The following is an 18915-nucleotide window of genomic DNA, read 5'->3' on the forward strand; positions in this document are numbered from 1 at the left end:
TCACCGCGGATCTTCATCGTCCTGCGGCGGTTCTTCCAATTCAGACTCTTTATCGGCCTCATCGAGCAATAAATCGTCGAAGTCGATTCTCAGGCCCTGCTCCATGGTATCCAGCTCGGCCAGCAGGCTGCGGAAACTGGTCTCATCCCGAGGTGTTTCAGGCTCTGCGTCGGGATCAACTTCCAGGCTGGCATCGGCCAACGCCTGCAAATGCGCAGGCACTGGCGCGTCGTCGAATTCCAGCACCGGCTCGGTTTCCATCTCGCGCAAGTCGGCCAGCGGCGGCAGTTCGTCGAGGTTTTTCAGGTTGAAGTGGTCAAGAAAGGCTTTCGTGGTGGCGAACATCGCAGGCTTGCCGGGCACGTCGCGGTAGCCGACGATCCTGATCCACTCGCGCTCCATCAAGGTCTTGACGATGTTGGTATTGACCGCGACGCCGCGCACGTCCTCGATCTCGCCCCGAGTGATCGGCTGGCGATACGCGATCAGCGCCATGGTTTCCAGCAGGGCCCGTGAATAGCGCTGGGGCCGTTCTTCCCACAGACGCCCGACCCAGGGCGCGAACTTCTCGCGGATCTGCAAGCGATAGCCGGTGGCGACTTCTTTCAGTTCAAAGGCGCGGTTGTCGCAGGACTTGCCCAGCAACGTCAGCGCCTTTTTGAACACCGGCGGTTCAGGCCGCTCGCCCTCTTCGAACAGCTCATAGAGGCGTTCCAGGGATTGCGGTTTTCCGGAGGCAAGCAGAAACGCTTCGAGCAACGGCGCCAGATCGCGAGGTTCATTCAGGTTCATTGGTCAGTTCTTGCTCTTTATTCGGCTCGCGCCCGCACATGAATGACGGCGAAGGCCTCGTTTTGCACCAGTTCCACCAGTTGCTCCTTGACCAGTTCCAGCACGGCCATGAACGTCACCACCACACCCAGCCGCCCCTCTTCTGCCGTGAACAGCTCGGCGAAAGGCACGAAACCCGCCCCTTTCAAGCGCTCCAGCACATCACTCATCCGCTCGCGGGTGGACAGCGCTTCGCGGCTGACCTGGTGGCTTTCAAACATGTCACCACGGCGCAGCACGTCGGCCATCGACATCAACAGCTCTTCGAGGGCGACATCCGGCAACAACTTGCGCACCCGTGCTTCCGGCGCTTCCAGCCTGGGCACCAGTACGTCACGGCCCACGCGAGACAGCTGATCGATACCTTCTGCCGCGGCCTTGAACCGCTCGTATTGCTGCAAGCGGCGGATCAGTTCGGCGCGGGGATCGCCCTCTTCCTCTTCGGCCATTTCCGAGCGCGGCAGCAACATGCGCGATTTGATCTCGGCGAGCATGGCCGCCATGACCAAGTACTCGGCGGCGAGCTCCAGGCGCACGGTTTTCATCAGCTCGACGTAACCCATGTACTGACGGGTGATTTCCGCCACGGGGATGTCGAGGATGTTGATGTTCTGTTTGCGAATCAGGTAAAGCAGCAGGTCCAGCGGGCCTTCGAAGGCTTCGAGGAACACTTCCAGCGCATCCGGCGGGATGTACAGGTCGACCGGCATCTGTGTGACGGCCTGACCGTAGACCATGGCAAACGGCAGCTCTTGCTGAGCACCGGCCTGCGCGTCGGTCTGAGCATCCAGGGTTTGCGCTTCGGTCACTCGACTTCGACCCCGAACGGCGTCGGATCGCCGCAACCCACGCGCACCACCTGGGGCTCGCCATCGGTCAGGTTGACCACGGTCGAGGCCGAAATGCCGCCCTCGCCTGCGTCGATGATCAGATCCACCTGGTGCTCGAGGATTCCGCGCATCTCGTAAGGGTCACTCATCGGAATGGTCTCGCCGGGCATGATCAGGCTCACGCTCATCAGCGGCTCGCCGAGTTCCTGCAGCAGCGCCTGGGCGATGGGATGACCCGGCACGCGCAGGCCGATGGTCCGGCGCTTGGGGTGCAGGACCAGACGCGGCACGTCACGGGTGGCGCCGAGGATGAAGGTGTACGGCCCCGGCGTGTGCGCCTTGAGCACGCGGAACGCCGCCGTATCGACCTTGGCGAACAACCCCAGTTGGGACAGGTCGCTGCACATCAGCGTGAAATTGTGTTTGTCATCGAGTTGACGCAGGCGACGGATGCGCTCGACGGCCGTCTTGTCGCCCATCTGGCAACCCAATGCGTAGGACGAATCGGTGGGATACACCACCAGACCGCCCGCCCGGATGATTTCCACGGCCTGCTTGATCAGGCGCGCTTGCGGATTCTCCGGGTGGACCTGGAAAAATTGACTCACGGTAATTTCCTGTTCAGACGGCAGTAGGCTGGTCATGTTTGAACCGACACCAAAGGGGCGGCAGGTCTTCGGGCAATGGGCGATAAACGCCGATTTCAGACCATGCGCCTGGGGCATGAAAATCACTGCCGGCACTGACCAGCAGACCGAACTCACGGGCCAGAATCGCCAGACTGCCGACCTGATCGGCAGGCTGCAGGCCGTTGACCACTTCTATTGCGTGGCCGCCGGCCTGGATGAAGTCGGCGACCAGCTTGCGACGCTTGCTGCGAGTGAAATCGTAATGCGAAGGGTGCGCAAGGCTGATCCAGGCCCCGGCGGCGCGCAGGGTCGCCACCGTTTCCTCAAGGGTCGGCCAGTGTTGCTTGACGTCGCCCAGTTTGCCCGCACCAAGCCATTTGCGGAACGCTTCGGCGCGATCTTTGACGAAACCCTGATTGACCAGAAAGTCGGCAAAATGCGGTCGGGCCGGCGCATTGCCGCTGTCGCCCAGCGCCTGCTGCACCGCGCGTGCACCTTCGAGCGCGCCGGGCATACCTTTCATCGCCAACTTTCGGCTTATTTCTTCGGCCCGCAACCAGCGCCCCTTGTGCAATTGCTCGATGGCCTCACGCAATTGCGGGGCATCTACGTCGAATCCGTAGCCCAGTACGTGAATGGTGGCACCGCCCCAGGTGCAGGACAATTCGATGCCATCAATCAGCTGCATACCCAGCGCAAGCGCCGCAGCACGGGCCTCGGCCAGGCCTTCAAGGGTGTCGTGATCGGTCAGCGCGAGGACTTTGACGCCGTGCTCGTGGGCACGCGCGACAAGTACCGCGGGCGCAAGGGCGCCATCGGAAGCGGTACTGTGGCAGTGCAGATCGACGTTCATAGGGGCGCTTTCGCAGTCATTGATGTTTGTTATTATGCCGTCACATCCAGCTTCTGGCTCTTACTGTGAAACAATTCATCGACTTCATCCCGCTCATCCTGTTCTTCATCGTTTACAAAATCAGCCCGCAAGCCGTCGATGTCCTTGGCCACAGCTTCATGGTAGGCGGGATTTACAGCGCCACCGCGATGCTGATCGCCAGTTCCCTCGTGGTCTACGGCGTCCTTTATGTCCGTCAGGGCAAACTGGAAAAAGTCAGTGGCTGACGCTGATTGCCTGTCTGGTCTTCGGTAGCCTCACCCTGGCCTTCCACAGCGAAACCTTCCTCAAGTGGAAAGCACCAGTCGTCAATTGGGTCTTCGCGCTGATCTTCGCCGGCAGTCACTTCATTGGCGACCGTCTGTTGATTCAACGCATCATGGGTCACGCGCTGACCCTGCCGCAGGCGGTCTGGACCAAGCTGAACATCGCCTGGATCGTGTTCTTCCTGTTCTGCGGCGCGGCCAATCTTTATGTTGCGTTTACCTATCAAGAATTCTGGGTCGATTTCAAGGTGTTCGGCAGTCTGGGCATGACCCTGCTGTTCCTGGTCGGCCAAGGCATCTTCCTGGCCCGCCATATCCATGACGCCGACCCGTCCACCCAGCCTTCAAACAAAAAAAGAGAGGACTGACATGCTCTACGCAATCGTGGCAACCGACGTCGCCAACTCGCTGGAAAAACGCCTAGCCGCACGCCCTGCGCATCTGGAGCGTCTGAACGCAATGAAAGCCGAGGGCCGCATCGTCCTTGCGGGCCCGATGCCCGCGATAGACAGCATCGACCCGGGCACGGCAGGGTTTACCGGCAGCCTGATCGTCGCCGAATTCGAGTCGCTCAAGGACGCCCAGGCCTGGGCCGATGCTGATCCCTACGTCGCAGCGGGTGTCTACGCCGGCGTGGTCGTCAAACCATTCAAGCAAGTCCTGCCCTGATACCTCAGTCGAGCACCCGGCTCTTCTCACCGAGTCGGGCCGCCTTCAACCCGCACGCTAAAGCTCACCCTTCGCACCGCCCTGCCGATACGTTGCTAGAACCAAAGGCTTTAACTGCGGCTCAAAGAGGCACGGGCGGTCATGCCTTGTGGGTGTTGATCGAACAATAATGGTTTGTCGCGAGGGGTCACACAGCAAGGGTGGCCCTCCAGTGCGGTATCGTTGCCAGCGGCTGGCGTAGACGTCGTCGGCACTGGCTAAATTGAGTGAGTCATGAGCGAGCTGTTACTTATTGATGATGACCAGGAGCTCTGTGAGCTTCTGAGCAGTTGGTTGAGTCAGGAAGGGTTCGCCGTGCGCGCCTGTCACGATGGCCAGAGCGCGCGCAAGGCGCTCGCTGAATTTGCACCCGCTGCGGTGGTGCTGGACGTGATGCTCCCCGACGGCAGCGGTCTGGAACTGCTCAAACAATTGCGCACCGATCACCCGGACCTCCCCGTGCTGATGCTCTCGGCGCGCGGCGAACCGCTGGACCGTATCCTCGGTCTGGAGCTGGGCGCCGACGATTACCTGGCCAAGCCCTGCGACCCACGCGAACTGACCGCCCGTCTGCGTGCCGTGTTGCGCCGTAGCCACCCGACGGCGGTGTCGTCGCAGATCGAGCTGGGTGACCTGTGCTTCAGTCCGGCGCGCGGTGTGGTCACGATTGACGAGCAGGAATTCACCCTCACCGTTTCCGAAGCGCGCCTTCTTGAAGCCTTGCTTGGTCAGCCCGGCGAGCCGCTGGAAAAGCAGGAGCTGGCGCAGCTGGCCCTGGGCCGCAAGCTGACCCTCTACGACCGCAGCCTTGATATGCACGTCAGCAACCTGCGCAAGAAGATCGGCCCCCACGCCGACGGCCGCCCGCGCATCGTTGCGCTGCGCAGCCGCGGGTATTATTACAGCCTCTGACGAGGCAGTTGGGAGCGGCAAGCTGCAAGCAACAGCGACAGCACAAGCAACAGCATCGGCAGCGACGCCGGACTGCTTTTGGCTTGAAGCTTGTGGCTTGCAGCTTACAGCTGGGCGCGCACTCGGTAGGCACACTACGTCAACACGCCAGCGCGCCCCCTTTACCCAAGCTTTACCGATGCCTGACCTCCCTTGACCTTGATCTCCCTAAACTGGCCTCAACCGGCACAGAGCCGAAATCGAGACAAGGAGATTCACCATGCGCAAGACTTTGATGGCTTTGATGTTCGCCGCAGCCCTGCCTACCGTTGCAATGGCCATGCCTCCGGAAGGCGGCCCGATGGGTGGCCCTGGCGGCCCAGGCTTCGATGGCCCCGGCATGCATCACCGCAACGGTCCGATGGACAGACTCAACCTGACCCCGGAACAACGTCAGCAAGTCGACAGGCTGATGGGCGCTCAATGGCACGGCCGCAACGAGATCACCCAGAAGTACCTGGCCAAGCTGTCGGCTGCCGACCAGAAGGCGATGAAGGATGAACAGGACGCTGCCCGTGCTAAAACGCAGTCCGACATTCGCGCCCTGCTGACGCCGGAGCAACAGAAGACCTTCGACCAGGTCCAGAAGGACGAAGCCCAGCGCCGTGCGGACCGCGCCGAGTTCGAAGCCTGGAAAGCGCAGAAAGCGCAAAAACCCAGTAACGGCCTGCTGGCGCGGCATTACACTTCCCCCAACCCGACACGCTTCCCGGCGTGTCGGGTTTTCTGTTTGACGAACCGGGTCGAGGGCAGCACGTGCGTTCATTGTTCTGGAGAATCCTGGCGAGCTTCTGGCTGGCCATCGCGTTGGTGGCGGGCCTGTCGATTCTGATGGGCCATGTGCTCAATCAGGACGCCTGGATTCTCAGTCGTCATCCCGGTCTGCATAACTTGCCGCAGAAATGGGTCGAGCTGTACGAAGGCCAAGGTGAAAAATCTGCCCAAGACTATCTGCAAGACCTCAAGCGCAAATACCATATCGACGTTCAGGTGCTGAACGACAGCGGCGAAGCGGTGATCCCCGGCACCTTCCGCCCCGCGCGGCGGCCTTTGAAGAGCGACAGAAAGACGATACACGCCCATTGCCGTGGCGGCGCCTGACCAGCGAATACACCAGCGAAAAAACAGGTGAAACCTACCTGCTGATTTACCGTATCCCCCACCCGGAGCTGGACGCGTGGCACCGCGACAGTCTGGTCTGGCCGCTGAGTGCGCTGGGTATCGCGCTCGTGGTGCTGACGTTGTTCAGCCTGATGGTGACGCTGTCGATTACCCGCCCGTTAAGCCGTCTGCGCGGCGCGGTGCATGATCTGGGCCAGACCACCTACCAGCAAAACAGCCTGGCGCAACTGGCTAATCGACGGGATGAATTCGGCGTGCTGGCAAATGACTTCAACCGCATGGGCGCCCGGTTGCAGAGTCAGATCAGCAGCCAGCGGCAGTTGCTGCGTGACGTTTCCCATGAACTGCGCTCTCCCCTGGCCCGGTTGCGGATTGCCCTGGCGCTGGCCGAACGTGCCGAACCGGTCGAGCGAGACAAGCTGTGGCCGCGCCTGACGCGCGAGTGCGACCGGCTGGAAGAGTTGATCAGCGAGATTCTGGCGCTGGCGCGACTGGACGCCGACATGGGCAGCGCCACGGCGGTGGATCTGTCAGGGCTGTTGCACCATTTGCAGGCCGAGACGGAGATGGGCAGCGGCGAACAGACGGTTTCGGTGTCGGTGGAGCCGGGCGTGCAGTTGCAGGGCTGGCCGAGCGTGCTGGAACGGGCGCTGGATAATCTGCTGCGCAACGCGCTGCGTTTCAATCCGGCAGGCCAGCCGATCGAGTTGAGCGCAAGCACCGAGGGGGATGAACTGCGCCTTAGCGTGCGGGATCATGGCCCAGGCGCCAACCCGGAGCATCTGGCGCAGTTGGGCGAGCCCTTTTATCGCGCGCCGAACCAGACCGCACCGGGTTACGGGCTGGGTCTGGCGATCGCCAAACGCGCCGCCGAGAAGCACGGCGGAACGCTGATGCTGGGCAATCACCCGCAGGGCGGCTTCGTGGCCAGCATCGTGGTACCCCGCGAGCTGACCGTTCTGCACGGCTGACCCAATGTGATCGCCTGATGCTCAGCAGGACCGGCTTCAGCCGGGAAGAGGTCGGCAAGAGCGCCATTTATTTTGCGGTGTAACGCAGGCCGCCTTCCCGGCTGAAGCCGGTCCCACTAGCCCTCCCAAGCGCTTACAAAATCAGCCACCTCAGGCTTCGCAGGTTCTCGCGGCGGGTTTTGCGGGGTACCGAGGTAGAGGAAGCCGACAACTTCTTCTTCGCCTGTCAGACCCAGCCCTTCGGCGACGTGGCGAGAGTACGACAAATCCCCCGAACGCCAGACCGCGCCGATACCCATTGCGTAGGCAGCCAACAGGATGCCGTGGGCGGCACACCCTGCGGTAATCACCTGTTCCTTTTTCGGCACTTTGTAGTGGTCAGTCAACTTGGCTATCACGACGACCACCAAGGGCGCGCGAAGGGGCCCGTTGCGGGCCTTGTCCAGCGCTTTGGCGTCGACATCGCCGCCCTTGTCGACCAATGCCTGGGCGAGCAATTCGCCCATGCGATGGCGTGCGTCGCCTTCGACGGTCAGAAAGCGATAAGGCCGCAAGACGCCATGGTCAGGCGCGCGCAGGGCGGCGCCAAAGAGGATCTCGCGCTGCTCGGCGTCCGGGGCGGGTTCGATCAAGCGGGGCACGGACACGCGATTAAGCAATACGTCGAGCGCTTCCATTAAGTCGTCTCCAGGAAAAATGACGGGCCATTGTAGTGCCCTCGGTGCAGTCTTGAACTTCAATAACGATTAACCCGGGCAATTACTTACAACACTCTCGGAAATGCCTCGGTTTACACCAACGGGCTCGCGAGTAGAATGGCCGCCCTCTCACTTCCTGATCAGAGCGACTGCATGGCGTTGCCGACCCTCCGCATCATCGGTTTCATTATCGGCATCTTCCTGATTACCCTGGCCATCGCCATGGTCGTGCCGATGATCACCTTGATGATCTTCCACCGTACCGCCGACATGCCGTCGTTTCTGTGGTCGAGCCTGATCACCTTCGTGTCCGGGCTGGCATTGGTGGGCCAGGGCCGGCCAGAGCATGTGCACCTGCGTCCGCGCGACATGTACCTGCTGACGGTCAGCAGTTGGGTCATTGTGTGCATCTTCGCGGCGCTGCCGTTTCTGCTGACGCAACACATCAGCTACACCGACTCCTTCTTCGAAAGCATGTCCGGCATCACCGCGACGGGTTCCACCGTGCTCAGCGGTCTGGACACCATGTCCCCCGGCATCCTCATCTGGCGTTCGTTGCTGCACTGGCTCGGCGGTATCGGCTTCATCGGCATGGCGGTGGCGATTCTGCCGCTGTTGCGCATCGGCGGCATGCGCCTGTTCCAGACCGAGTCGTCGGACCGTTCCGAAAAAGTCATGCCGCGTTCCCACATGGTCGCCAAGTTCATCGTCCTGGTTTACCTCGGCATCACCGTGCTCGGCACGCTCGCATTCTGGTGGGCGGGCATGAGCCTGTTCGACGCCATCAATCACGCGATGTCGGCGATATCGACGGGAGGGTTCTCCACCTCTGACCAGTCACTGGCGAAATGGCCACAACCCGCCGTGCATTGGGTGGCGATCGTCGTGATGATCCTCGGCGCCCTGCCGTTCACCCTGTACGTGGCGACACTGCGGGGCAATCGCGGGGCGCTGCTCAAGGATCAGCAGGTGCAGGGTTTCCTCGTCCTGCTGCTGGTGACGTGGCTGGTGATGGGGGCCTGGTACTGGGCGACGACCGATCTGCCGTGGTACGACGCGCTGCGTCATGTCGCGCTGAACGTGACATCGGTGGTGACCACCACCGGCTTCGCGCTGGGGGATTACAGCCTGTGGGGCAACTTCGCGCTGATGCTGTTCTTCTATCTGGGGTTCATCGGCGGGTGTTCGGGGTCGACGGCGGGCGGGGTGAAAGTCTTCCGCTTTCAGGTCGCGTACATCCTGCTGCGCGCCAACCTGCACCAGCTGATTCACCCGCGCGCGGTGATCAAGCAGAAGTACAACGGTCACCGGCTGGATGACGAGATCGTGCGCTCGATCCTGACCTTCTCGTTTTTCTTCACCTTCACCATCTGCCTGATCGCGCTGATGCTGTCGCTGCTGGGGCTGGACTGGATGACCGCGCTGACAGGCGCCGCCAGTACCGTGTCGGGCGTAGGGCCAGGGCTCGGTGAAACCATCGGGCCGGCGGGTAATTTCTCGACGCTGCCGGACGCCGCCAAGTGGATTCTGTCCCTGGGCATGCTGCTCGGGCGGCTGGAGATCATCACGGTGCTGGTGCTGTGCATCCCGGCGTTCTGGCGCCACTAGAACACTGCAAGCCGGACAACATCACGGGCGGCGCCGTCAGAAAATTTCACCTCGGGCGGCGGGGGCTGGACTAAGCTCAGCCAACACCTTGGCCGCAGAGCACAACCTTGTGGAAACCCTGAAGACTTTCGACCGGTTTGCAGATTTCTATCCGTATTACCTGCATGAACACCGCGACAGCACCTGCCGTCGTCTGCATTTCATCGGCACCAGTCTGGTCATCCTGATCCTGGCATTCGCCGTGCTCAGCGCAAACTGGACGTTGTTGTGGGTCTTGCCGCTGGCGGGTTACACATTTGCCTGGGTCGGCCACTTCTTTTTCGAGAAGAACCGCCCGGCCACGTTCAAGCATCCGTTCTACAGCCTGCTCGGCGATTTCGTCATGTACAAGGACATGCTCAGGGGCAAAGTGCCGTTTTGACCCAACGTTATCGGCGTCGCTCATGACGCCTCGCTGCCGCGCCGCTTGAGCAAAAAGCTGCCGGCGCTCAGACCGTCTCGCCCACGGGCTCGGGGGCTTGCGGGCTTTTAACCTTGACGTGGGCATCGGCCAGCCGGAACAGCTCGATCGTGCCATCCCAGTGCTCGATCAAGGCCGTGCAGGACTCCACCCAATCGCCGCAGTTGAGGTACTCCACGCCGCCCACCTGACGGATTTCGGCGTGGTGAATATGTCCGCACACCACCCCGTCCAGCCCGCGCTTGACGCACTCATGGGCGATGGCTTCCTCGAAGTCGCTGATGAAACTCACCGCTGTCTTGACCTTGTGCTTCAAGTACGCCGACAGCGACCAATAGCCGTAACCGTATTTGGCGCGCCAGTGGTTGAGCCAGCGATTGAGGGTCAGGGTGAATTCGTAGGCCGAATCGCCAAGGAAGGCGAGCCAGCGGTGATAGCGGGTGATGACGTCGAACTGGTCACCGTGGATCACCAGCAGCCGACGACCATCGGCGGTCAGGTGCACGGCCTCATCGACCAACTGGATGTTGCCCAGAATGAGTTTTGAATAGCGGCGCAGAAATTCGTCGTGGTTGCCGGTGACGTAGATGACTTCGGTGCCACGCTTGCTCATGGTCAGCAGGCGGCGGATGACGTTGGTGTGCGCTTGCGGCCAGTACATGCCGCCGCGCATCTTCCAGCCGTCGATGATGTCACCGACCAGGTACACCTTGTCGGCATGGTATTGCTTGAGAAATCCAGAGAGGTGTTCGGCCTGGCAGTCACGGGTTCCCAGATGCACGTCAGAGATCCACAAGGTCCGGACACGTTGTTTGCGGCTGGGTTTCGCGTTCTCGGCAATGCTCATGGACCACCTCCACTTTGGTTTTCCCAAGGGTGGACGCGGTCGGTGATATGAACATGACGGCTGTGTTTAGCTTTGATGACACGACATATCGGTTAACACTTTCCGAGACCCGATGCGCATTCAGGTGTCCAGACCTGCGTGACGATCGTTGTGTCCCAGGTCTCGGGCAGGATCAATTTGATCACGCACCCGCTGCTTGAGAACCTTGGCCTCGGGAAACCCGCCGTCAGCCTTGCGCTCCCAGATCTGCACGTCATTGCAGGTGATGCGGAACACACCGCCGGTGCCCGGACTCAGCGACACCTTGCCGAGATCGTCGGCGAAGGTGCTTAGCAGTTCCTGAGCCAGCCAGGCGGCACGCAACAGCCAATGGCATTGTGTGCAGTAGGTGATGGTGATTTCAGGCTTGGCGGACATTAATCAGCCCAACCCTGCCAGCAGGTCACGGGCCGTTTGCTGCGGGCCATCGTCGGAACCGTCGATGACTTCCTGCAACAAGCGACGGGCCTCGTCGATGTTGCCCTCATCAATCAGCACCTGCGCCTCGTTGATCTTGCTCAGCGGCTCTTCGTCCAGGCTCAGCAGATCGAAGCCGCCCTCCTCGATCATGAAGCTGTCGAGAAAAGCGTCATCCATTAAATCGCTGTTGCTCTGCACGATGTCTGCCGGGCCCGGCTCGAAATGCACGCCCATTTCCGGCGGCGTTTCCTCTTCGGCAAAATCGCTGAGGAACTGCTCTTCCGGCATCTCGAAGACCTCGGGCAGCTGGGTGAGGTCGGACGAGAACGAGGTGTCCAGTTCAGGTTCGGCCTCAGCTGCCGGGACGGGCGTGCGGGGCGCGGGCGTGCTATCGAACGGATCAACCAGCTCCCAGTCGGCGTCCATGGAAAGGTCGTCGAGATTGAGTTGAAAATCATCCGCAGGGTCAACCGGGTTCAGCGACGCGGCCGCATTTTCGTCCAACCGGGCGGGCTCCGTGAGGCTGAGCTCCGTCCGGTCTTCTGATGCTTGACTGGCCGAGGCTGTTTGACCAGCCAGCATTGCGGCAGCACCCAGCGCAGCTACAGGGGCTGCCGCCGAGGTCATGGCAGGCGACGCGACCGGCGCGGACGGCGCTTCGGGCGCAACAGGCTCGGGTTTGAGTTTCGGATAACGATCGCGGATGCCCTGAAGCTTCTGTGCGTCGACGCCCTGGCTCAGCAGAACGCGCTCTTCCTCGTCATACGCTTCCACGTCGCCCTGTTCGCCGAGCAGTTCGAGGATGCGCAGGCGAACATCGGTACGTTCGGGCTGCTTGTCCAGCGCATCGCGCAGAATGGCCAGGGCTTCGGCGAAGCGACCGTAGGCAATGTAAATGCTCGCGCCATCCAGCGCGTCGGTGGCGGCACCGGCCAGGCGCTGGCCGGCAGGCGCTGAAGAGGCCGAACGCGCAGGGGTGACCGCCGGTACCTCGAAGACTGGCGTGACCGTGGCGGAAGACCTGACCACCGGTTCCACGGGCACAGGCTCGAGGGCCAGCTGATTTTTGATCCGGTTGCGGCGCACCGACCAGGCCAGCGCGAGGAGCAGCACTATCACCAACAAAGCCGCCAGGACCGTCGTCCAGGGAAGTCATCGTCCTCGGCGGCAACCGGCACCGGCGCTTGTGAAGGAATGGCTACCGGAGCAGGTGGGGCTGGCGTTGCAGCTGCCGGGTCAACTGTGGTCGTCGCCACTGCAGAGGGGCGGAAGCAACTGGCGCAGGCTTGGACGACTGGGCCTTGAGTTCGGCGAGTTGTGTCTGCAGTTCGATGATCTGCTTGTCCTTGTCGGCCTCTTCGACCGTGGACGTCTGGACTTGCTGCTTGAGGTCATCCAGCGTCTTGTTCAACTGCTGGTTTTCAAGCGCCGTCGCCGCCAGCTGCTCGCCGACGTTCTCGGTCGCTGGCGCAGAGGCCGCTGGCGACGTGGTGCTACCTGCAGCGGCAGGTGCAGGGGCAATCTTCGGTTCAACGGCGTTGTCGGGGAGCAACAGGCTCTGCCCGACCTTCAACTGGCTGCGCTCGCCATTGGCAAACGCTTGCGGATTGAGCGCCACCACACCTTTTATCAATTCGGCAGAAGAGGTCTTGCTGCCCGGCGCCTGCACCTGGCGGGCAATACCCGCCAGCGTGTCGCCGGACACAACGGTGTAATGCTTGCCCTGTCGAGCCTGGGGCGGCGCGACCGGCAGACGCGACTCATCATTCTTTGCACCCGCCGCCGGCGATTGAGTACGGCTGCGCGTCGCGGCTAGCCCTGTCGGCGAGGTCGGCGGATCAAGGAGCACGGTGTATTCATGCAGCTGGTCCCCGTTTGGCCGTACCAGCCTGACAAGGAAATTCAGATACGGCTCGGTGACCGCCTTGTGCGATTCGATGTGAATCACACTGCGGCTGCCACGGATCACCGGGGTGAAGCGCAGGTCGTTGAGAAAAAGACGCGCTCCACGCCAGCCTTGGCAAAAGCCTCGGGCGGCGCGAGCCCGACGACAATTTCTTCAGGACTCAGCCCGCCCGCTTCAATCAGTTCGATATCGGCGTTGAAGGGTTGCCCGAGGGCCGAATGCAGGCTGATCTCACCCAGCCCCAGCGCAGCCGCCACGGAGCTGTGCAGCAGCGCGGCCGAGGCAAGCCCGATGGCCAGCAAACCCGAACGAAGACCTGACTGAACGCGAAGGGGCACCCCCTTCACGACGACTACCGGCCTGAAAACTCTTCAGCATGCGAACCCTTTTGAAGACGAGGCAGGCGTCCCTGCACATTCGGTACGCCCGGACACGTCATCCGGGCAGCATCAGTATGGGTGCAAATAGAACAGGATGTTTCGCCCGCATCAATGTATTTGTCGCGGGCGTTCGCGCGGTTTTCAGGATTTTTCGAGATTCGCCAGGATTTTCGAATGAACACGCATGCACAGGTGCAGTTCTTCCTCGTCGATGCCGGCAAAAAGCTCGTGCCGCAAGGCCGTGGCGATGGTTTCGATTTTCTCGATCAGGGGCCGTGCGGGGTCACAGAGGACGATCTTTTTCGCTCGACGATCTTCGAGCACCGCCTGCCTGAGCACCAGTCCCTGATTTTCCAGACTGTCCAGCAACCGGGCCAGGGTCGGGCCTTCAACGCCTACGCTCTGGGCCAGTTCACGCTGGGTCGGCGGCGTCTTGAAACGTGCCAGATGCAGTAAAACCAGCCAGCGCGCCTGGGACAATCCCAGATCAGCCAGCCGGCGATCCAGCTCCGCACGCCAGCCCCGGGACATATGGGCCAGCTGCATGCCAAAGCGGTGTTCTTCGGTTAACGGCATAGGTAACTCGACGGTTAAAGGCAATTCCTAATTAATAGGCAGCTAACCATGGAGCCCGGCAGGAGGCAAGCGCCTGAGCGCGGTGATTCGTCGCAGAGGCTGGGAGGGGCCGGGATGCGGCGGGTATGCCTTGGGGTTGTTTGAATGCGGGCGCGCAGTGCGCCGTGCGCCGCGATGGCGGCGGGTTAAACTTCAAACTCCGACTGCAGCGCCGCGCGCACGCAATACAGCACGCCTTCGGGAACGCGGCCGGTAAACAGTTCGGCAATGGCGGTGACAGGGGGCAGTTCGCCTTCACCGTCGAGGAATGCGTCCTGAATCTCGGTCATCAGGTCTTCGGGGAGGTCCAGCGCCTGATCCAGTGAAAGTTGCTGTTTGCCAATGGCTTCGGCGAGCATCGTGTAGACGTTTTTCTCCGAGCATTGCAGTTGACCGGCGATCTGCATCGGGGTCATGCCGGCGCGGGCGAGGCTGATAAGCTCATGCCGCACATCGGTGACCACACGCGGCGCCGGTGCCGCACCGCCGAGCACTTCAAGAAATGCCTCACCGTAACGCTCCAGCTTGCGCGCGCCCACCCCGCTGACCCGGCCCATTTCGGCCATGGTCCCCGGCTGGCTGCGCAGCATTTCGAGCAGAGTCGAATCCGGGAAGATGACGTAAGGCGGCACGCCATGTTCCTCCGCCAGCTTGCGCCGCAAGGCACGTAGCGCTTCCCACTGTTCGCGCTCTTCGCCGCGCACCAGTTGGCTCGCCGGGCTGCCGGAGGCTTTCGCGGTGGTCTGCGGTTTCAAGTCACGGCGCAGTTGCAAAGTGACTTCGCCACGCAACAGCGGCCGACACGTGTCGCTCAGGCGCAAGCCGCCGTAGCCTTCCAGGTCAATGTCGGCCAGACCACGGGCCACCAGTTGTCGGAACAATGAACGCCACTCGCCTTCGCTGCGGCTCTTGCCGACACCGAACACCGCCAGCTTCTGGTGACCGAAGCTCTGCACCTTGTCGTTTTCCTTGCCCAGCAAGACGTCGACCAGATGCCCTACGCCGTAGCGCTGGCCAGTCCGATAGATCGCTGAAAGCGCCTGTCTCGCAGGCTCGGTGGCGTCCCAGGTCTGCACGCCGTCGACGCAGTTGTCACAATGCCCACAGGGGTTGGGCATGATTTCGTCGAAGTAGGCCAGCAGCGACTGACGTCGGCAGCGGGTTTCTTCACACAGCGCCAGCATTGCGTCGAGCTTGTGCTGCTCGACGCGCTTGTGGCGCTCATCGCCTTCGGAGTTTTGCAGCATTTGCTTGAGCATCAGCACATCTTGCAGACCGTACGCCATCCACGCATCGGCCGGCAGACCGTCCCGCCCTGCCCGGCCGGTCTCCTGATAATAGGCTTCCAGCGATTTGGGCAGATCCATGTGCGCCACGAACCGCACGTTGGGTTTATCGATGCCCATGCCGAACGCGATCGTGGCGACCATGATCAGCCCTTCCTCATTGAGGAAGCGCCGTTGATTGCCGGAGCGGGTTTCGATGGGCAAACCGGCGTGGTACGGCAGCGCCGGGTAGCCGTTGTCGCTGAGGAAAGCTGCGGTCTCTTCGACCTTCTTTCGCGACAGGCAATAGACGATGCCGGCGTCGCTGCGCCGCTCGGACAGAAACGCCAGCAGCTGCTTGCGCGGCTGTTCCTTGGGCACGATGCGGTAAAAAATATTCGGGCGGTCGAAGCTCGACAAAAATCGCTCGGCGTTCTGCAAGTGCAGACGCTCGACGATCTCTTCACGGGTGCGCTTGTCGGCCGTAGCCGTCAGGGCAATGCGCGGCACATCCGGAAACAGCTCCGCTAGCTGCCCCAGTTGCAGGTATTCCGGACGGAAATCATGACCCCATTGCGACACGCAGTGGGCTTCGTCGATGGCGAACAGGGCAATGTTGAGGTTCTGCAAAAACGACAGCATGCGCGGCTGGACCAGACGTTCCGGCGCCAGGTACAGCATCTTGATTTCGCCCAGACGAATGCGGTTGGCGAGGTCGCGCTGCTGCTCGGCGCTGAGGGTGGAGTTGAGCGCTGCGGCTGAAACACCGAGTTCTTCAAGCGTTGCGACCTGATCGTCCATCAACGCGATGAGCGGCGAAACCACCACCGCGAGGCCATCGCGCAGCAGACCGGGCACCTGGAAGCACAGGGACTTGCCGCCGCCGGTGGGCATCAGCACCAATGCATCACCGCCACTGGCCACGCGCTCGATAATGGCACCCTGGCGACCACGGAAGCTGTCGTAGCCGAAGATGTCTTTAAGTACGCGTTGAGCCTGGTCGAGCATAAATACCCCGGATGGTGCCGCAACAGCGGTCGATAATCGCTGTGAAAATCGCAAAGCGCGGCAGTATACCGGAGCGCTCCGACAGATTGGACAGCGGCGACACCGGCGGTCGAAATTAACCGGAATAGTGATTCCAGTGGCCTCGCCGCTGGCGCCGGGCGGCCTCAGGGCCTAGAATTCAGCATCGTTTATTCCCAAGGTAGTCTGTCAATGTCCTTCGCTGAGCAATTACACCGCCTGCAAGCCTTCCTCGATGCCGATGAGCTGCATGACGAAGCGCTGGACTATGTAGCCGCCCATGGCTATTTGACCGCGCTGTCCATCTGCGCCGAAACCGTGCCGGACCGTGAGTGGATCGACGCGCTGTTCGCCGAGCCGCCGCATTACGCCGACGACGCCCAGCATCAGGAAATCGAAGCCACGCTGATCCAGCTCAAAGCGCACATCGCTCGCCAACTGGCGTCGGACGAAGAGTTCGAATTGCCGTGCGACCTGGACCTGGGCGATGACCCCGACGACTCCGAGCTGCGCGGCTGGTGCATCGGCTTCATGGAAGGCGTGTTCCTGCGCGAGTCCGCCTGGTTCGAAAACGACGAAGAGGAAGTTAGCGAGATGCTGCTGCCGATCATGGTCGGTTCCGGTCTGTTCGACGAACAGCCAGAGTTCGCTGACATCGCTGCCGACGCCAACCTGATGGACGACATGATCGTACAGATCCCGGAAGCGCTGACCGCCCTGTATCTGCTTTTGCAAGCCCCGGATGAAAAGCCGGCGATCCTCAAGCCTCGCCATCACTAAGCCTCGCGGTGAGGCAATGACTTCCGTGTGCGAGCCGAAATTGGCCCGCACACTCTCCCCTCGCTACTTGTGCTTCTTGTCACTCTTCCTGAATGCCGCTTCGATCGCTTCGTTGATCGTGCGCAGTACCTTTACCCGCGCCCAGCGTTTGTCGTTGGCCTCGACCAGCGTCCACGGGGCAATTTCAGTGCTGGTGCGATCCACCATGTCACTCACTGCCTCCCGATACAGCGGCCACTTGCTGCGGTTACGCCAGTCATCCTCGGTGATTTTGTGGCGCTTGAACGGCACCTTCTCCCTCGCCTGAAAACGCTCCAGCTGGGTCTTGTCGTCGATCGCAAGCCAGAACTTCACCACCACGACGCCAAAGTCGGTGAGCTGTTCTTCGAAGTCGTTGATCTCGCTGTAAGCCCTCAGCCAGTCCGCCTCGGAGCAGAATCCTTCAACCCGCTCAACCAGCACACGCCCATACCATGACCGATCAAACACGGTGAATTTCCCGCGCGCCGGGATCTGCCGCCAAAAGCGCCACAGATACGGCTGGGCCAGTTCGTCCTGGCTGGGCGCGGCGATTGGCACGATGTGGTACTGCCTCGGATCGAGGGCGCCGGCGACCCGTTTGATCGCGCCGCCCTTGCCCGCTGCATCGTTGCCCTCGAACACCGCCACCAATGAGTGACGGCGCATGCGTTTGTCGCGCATAAGCCCGGAAAGTCGCGCCTGCTCGGTGATCAGTTGCTCGTCATAGTCGTCCTTCTCCAGCGCCAGTGTCATGTCGAGGTTGTCGAGCAGGCTTAGCTCATTGCTGTTGTTGGGCAAAGGGCCGAGTCCGACTAGATGGGTCGCCCCTTCAGGCGTCTTCAGGGCGTTTTGCAAACCTTCGAGCAGCAAGCGGCCGACGGTCAGACTCCGGTAGTTCGGGTCGACCCCTTCGATGACGTGCCAGGGCGCGTAGTCGCGACTGGTGCGACGCAGCACGCGCTCACCAAAACGCACAAAGCGGTCGTAGGTCTTCGATTGCTGCCAGTCCAGCGGGCTGATCCGCCAGCTGTGCAACGGGTCATCCTTGAGGGTTTTGAGGCGCAGCTTCATCTGCCGCTTGGACAGGTGAAACCAGAACTTGAAGATCACCGCGCCTTCGTCAACCAGCATCTTCTCCAGGCGCTCGGCGCCGTTAATGGCCTGATCCAGGACCGGGTCCTTGAACCGCTTGTGCACCCGCCCCTGAATCATCTGGCTGTACCAGTTCCCGAAAAACACGCCCATGCGGCCCTTCGGCGGCAACTGGCGCCAGTAACGCCAGACCGGCGGATGGGCCAGCTCCTCATCGGTTTGCTGATCGAAGGTGCGCACTTCGATGTAACGCGGGTCCATCCATTCGTTGAGCAATTTGACGGTTTCGCCCTTGCCGGCGCCTTCGATGCCGTTGATCAGCACGATGATCTGGCGCTTGCCTTGCTCATGCAGCTCGTACTGAGCCTCCAGTAGCGCTTCGCGCAGGGCCGGGACTTCAGCGTCGTAGGTTTCGTCGTCGATGGTGTGGCCGATTTCAGCGGATTCGAACATGCAGGGCTCCCTTCAGGATCGCTCAAGACTAGCAGGCGACAGGCGGCGTCGATGCAGGTTATGACCGCCAATCGCTGCGATGGATCACTGCATCGAGAAACATTC

The 18915-nt window shown here is 61.5% G+C and carries 16 protein-coding genes and 4 pseudogenes; 8 read left to right on the forward strand and 12 right to left on the reverse strand.

Annotation, left to right across the window (positions count from 1 at the left end):
- From scpB to JN403_RS22950, 4 genes are all read right to left on the reverse strand, one after another.
- On the reverse strand, positions 1-792 hold the full coding sequence (gene scpB / locus JN403_RS22935; protein ID WP_205484445.1) for an SMC-Scp complex subunit ScpB: 792 nt from the start codon (positions 790-792) through the stop codon (positions 1-3).
- Positions 793-809: 17 nt separating this feature from the next.
- Positions 810-1508, reverse strand: a complete 699-nt coding sequence (locus tag JN403_RS22940) for a ScpA family protein (protein WP_163022142.1) — start codon at positions 1506-1508, stop codon at positions 810-812.
- 128 nt (positions 1509-1636) lie between these two features.
- Positions 1637-2269: an L-threonylcarbamoyladenylate synthase gene (locus JN403_RS22945; RefSeq protein ID WP_108121457.1), complete on the reverse strand. Its 633-nt coding sequence runs from the start codon at positions 2267-2269 to the stop codon at positions 1637-1639.
- Between the two features lie 13 nt (positions 2270-2282).
- Entirely contained in the window at positions 2283-3143 is an 861-nt protein-coding gene (locus JN403_RS22950; protein ID WP_205484447.1) for a PHP domain-containing protein, read from the reverse strand.
- Between the two features lie 65 nt (positions 3144-3208).
- On the opposite strand from JN403_RS22950, the pseudogene JN403_RS22955 reads away from it, so the two are divergent.
- The 5 genes and pseudogenes from JN403_RS22955 (at position 3209) to JN403_RS22975 (ending at position 7200) form a co-directional block, all read left to right on the forward strand.
- Positions 3209-3816 (forward strand): annotated as a pseudogene (locus tag JN403_RS22955) (septation protein A).
- 1 nt (position 3817) lies between these two features.
- Positions 3818-4117, forward strand: a complete 300-nt coding sequence (locus tag JN403_RS22960) for a YciI family protein (protein WP_122537530.1) — start codon at positions 3818-3820, stop codon at positions 4115-4117.
- A gap of 273 nt (positions 4118-4390) precedes the next feature.
- On the forward strand, positions 4391-5068 hold the full coding sequence (locus JN403_RS22965; RefSeq protein WP_122537529.1) for a response regulator transcription factor: 678 nt from the start codon (positions 4391-4393) through the stop codon (positions 5066-5068).
- Positions 5069-5327: 259 nt separating this feature from the next.
- Positions 5328-5762, forward strand: a pseudogene (locus JN403_RS22970) (Spy/CpxP family protein refolding chaperone); the annotation flags it as partial.
- Between the two features lie 101 nt (positions 5763-5863).
- Positions 5864-7200: pseudogene (locus JN403_RS22975) on the forward strand (HAMP domain-containing sensor histidine kinase).
- A gap of 116 nt (positions 7201-7316) precedes the next feature.
- Here the strand turns inward: JN403_RS22975 and JN403_RS22980 are convergent.
- Positions 7317-7877 (reverse strand): NAD(P)H nitroreductase, encoded by a 561-nt coding sequence (locus JN403_RS22980; protein ID WP_205484451.1) that lies wholly within the window; start codon positions 7875-7877, stop codon positions 7317-7319.
- 174 nt (positions 7878-8051) lie between these two features.
- Here JN403_RS22980 and JN403_RS22985 point away from each other — a divergent pair, with 174 nt between their 5' ends.
- Together JN403_RS22985 and JN403_RS22990 are read left to right on the forward strand one after the other, a co-directional pair.
- Entirely contained in the window at positions 8052-9506 is a 1455-nt protein-coding gene (locus JN403_RS22985; RefSeq protein ID WP_205487637.1) for a TrkH family potassium uptake protein, read from the forward strand.
- A 109-nt stretch (positions 9507-9615) separates the two neighbouring features.
- A complete protein-coding gene (locus JN403_RS22990) occupies positions 9616-9927 on the forward strand; it encodes a DUF962 domain-containing protein (RefSeq protein ID WP_122537526.1) in 312 nt (103 codons plus the stop codon).
- A gap of 67 nt (positions 9928-9994) precedes the next feature.
- On the opposite strand, the gene JN403_RS22995 is transcribed toward JN403_RS22990, so the two are convergent.
- The 6 genes and pseudogenes from JN403_RS22995 to recQ form a co-directional block, all read right to left on the reverse strand.
- Positions 9995-10813: a UDP-2,3-diacylglucosamine diphosphatase gene (locus JN403_RS22995; protein ID WP_205484452.1), complete on the reverse strand. Its 819-nt coding sequence runs from the start codon at positions 10811-10813 to the stop codon at positions 9995-9997.
- Between the two features lie 120 nt (positions 10814-10933).
- Entirely contained in the window at positions 10934-11230 is a 297-nt protein-coding gene (locus JN403_RS23000) for a SelT/SelW/SelH family protein (protein WP_205484454.1), read from the reverse strand.
- A gap of 3 nt (positions 11231-11233) precedes the next feature.
- Positions 11234-12391: a FimV/HubP family polar landmark protein gene (locus JN403_RS23005; RefSeq protein ID WP_205484456.1), complete on the reverse strand. Its 1158-nt coding sequence runs from the start codon at positions 12389-12391 to the stop codon at positions 11234-11236.
- Positions 12392-12581: 190 nt separating this feature from the next.
- Positions 12582-13525 (reverse strand): annotated as a pseudogene (locus JN403_RS23010) (LysM peptidoglycan-binding domain-containing protein); the annotation flags it as partial.
- A 174-nt stretch (positions 13526-13699) separates the two neighbouring features.
- Complete coding sequence (locus JN403_RS23015; RefSeq protein ID WP_122537522.1) at positions 13700-14134, reverse strand: MarR family transcriptional regulator; 435 nt, start codon at positions 14132-14134, stop codon at positions 13700-13702.
- Positions 14135-14319: 185 nt separating this feature from the next.
- On the reverse strand, positions 14320-16446 hold the full coding sequence (gene recQ, locus JN403_RS23020; protein WP_205484458.1) for a DNA helicase RecQ: 2127 nt from the start codon (positions 16444-16446) through the stop codon (positions 14320-14322).
- Positions 16447-16656: 210 nt separating this feature from the next.
- Between recQ and JN403_RS23025 the strand changes: the two genes are divergently transcribed.
- Positions 16657-17244, forward strand: coding sequence for a YecA family protein (locus JN403_RS23025; protein ID WP_172611200.1), 588 nt, complete (start codon positions 16657-16659; stop codon positions 17242-17244).
- Between the two features lie 63 nt (positions 17245-17307).
- Here the strand turns inward: JN403_RS23025 and pap are convergent, their stop codons facing one another.
- On the reverse strand, positions 17308-18810 hold the full coding sequence (gene pap / locus JN403_RS23030) for a polyphosphate:AMP phosphotransferase (RefSeq protein WP_205484459.1): 1503 nt from the start codon (positions 18808-18810) through the stop codon (positions 17308-17310).
- Between the last annotated feature and the right edge of the window lie 105 nt (positions 18811-18915).

Origin of the sequence: Pseudomonas sp. 15A4, assembly GCF_016925575.1 — a bacterium.
GTDB lineage: Bacteria > Pseudomonadota > Gammaproteobacteria > Pseudomonadales > Pseudomonadaceae > Aquipseudomonas.

Coding starts and splice junctions, on each gene's coding strand:
- scpB (WP_205484445.1), bottom strand. CDS start 792: ATGAACCTGAATGAACCTCGCGATCTGGCGCCGTTGCTCGAAGCGTTT.
- JN403_RS22950 (WP_205484447.1), bottom strand. CDS start 3,143: ATGAACGTCGATCTGCACTGCCACAGTACCGCTTCCGATGGCGCCCTT.
- JN403_RS22960 (WP_122537530.1), top strand. CDS start 3,818: ATGCTCTACGCAATCGTGGCAACCGACGTCGCCAACTCGCTGGAAAAA.
- JN403_RS22965 (WP_122537529.1), top strand. CDS start 4,391: ATGAGCGAGCTGTTACTTATTGATGATGACCAGGAGCTCTGTGAGCTT.
- JN403_RS22980 (WP_205484451.1), bottom strand. CDS start 7,877: ATGGAAGCGCTCGACGTATTGCTTAATCGCGTGTCCGTGCCCCGCTTG.
- JN403_RS22985 (WP_205487637.1), top strand. CDS start 8,052: ATGGCGTTGCCGACCCTCCGCATCATCGGTTTCATTATCGGCATCTTC.
- JN403_RS22995 (WP_205484452.1), bottom strand. CDS start 10,813: ATGAGCATTGCCGAGAACGCGAAACCCAGCCGCAAACAACGTGTCCGG.
- JN403_RS23000 (WP_205484454.1), bottom strand. CDS start 11,230: ATGTCCGCCAAGCCTGAAATCACCATCACCTACTGCACACAATGCCAT.
- JN403_RS23015 (WP_122537522.1), bottom strand. CDS start 14,134: ATGCCGTTAACCGAAGAACACCGCTTTGGCATGCAGCTGGCCCATATG.
- recQ (WP_205484458.1), bottom strand. CDS start 16,446: ATGCTCGACCAGGCTCAACGCGTACTTAAAGACATCTTCGGCTACGAC.
- JN403_RS23025 (WP_172611200.1), top strand. CDS start 16,657: ATGTCCTTCGCTGAGCAATTACACCGCCTGCAAGCCTTCCTCGATGCC.
- pap (WP_205484459.1), bottom strand. CDS start 18,810: ATGTTCGAATCCGCTGAAATCGGCCACACCATCGACGACGAAACCTAC.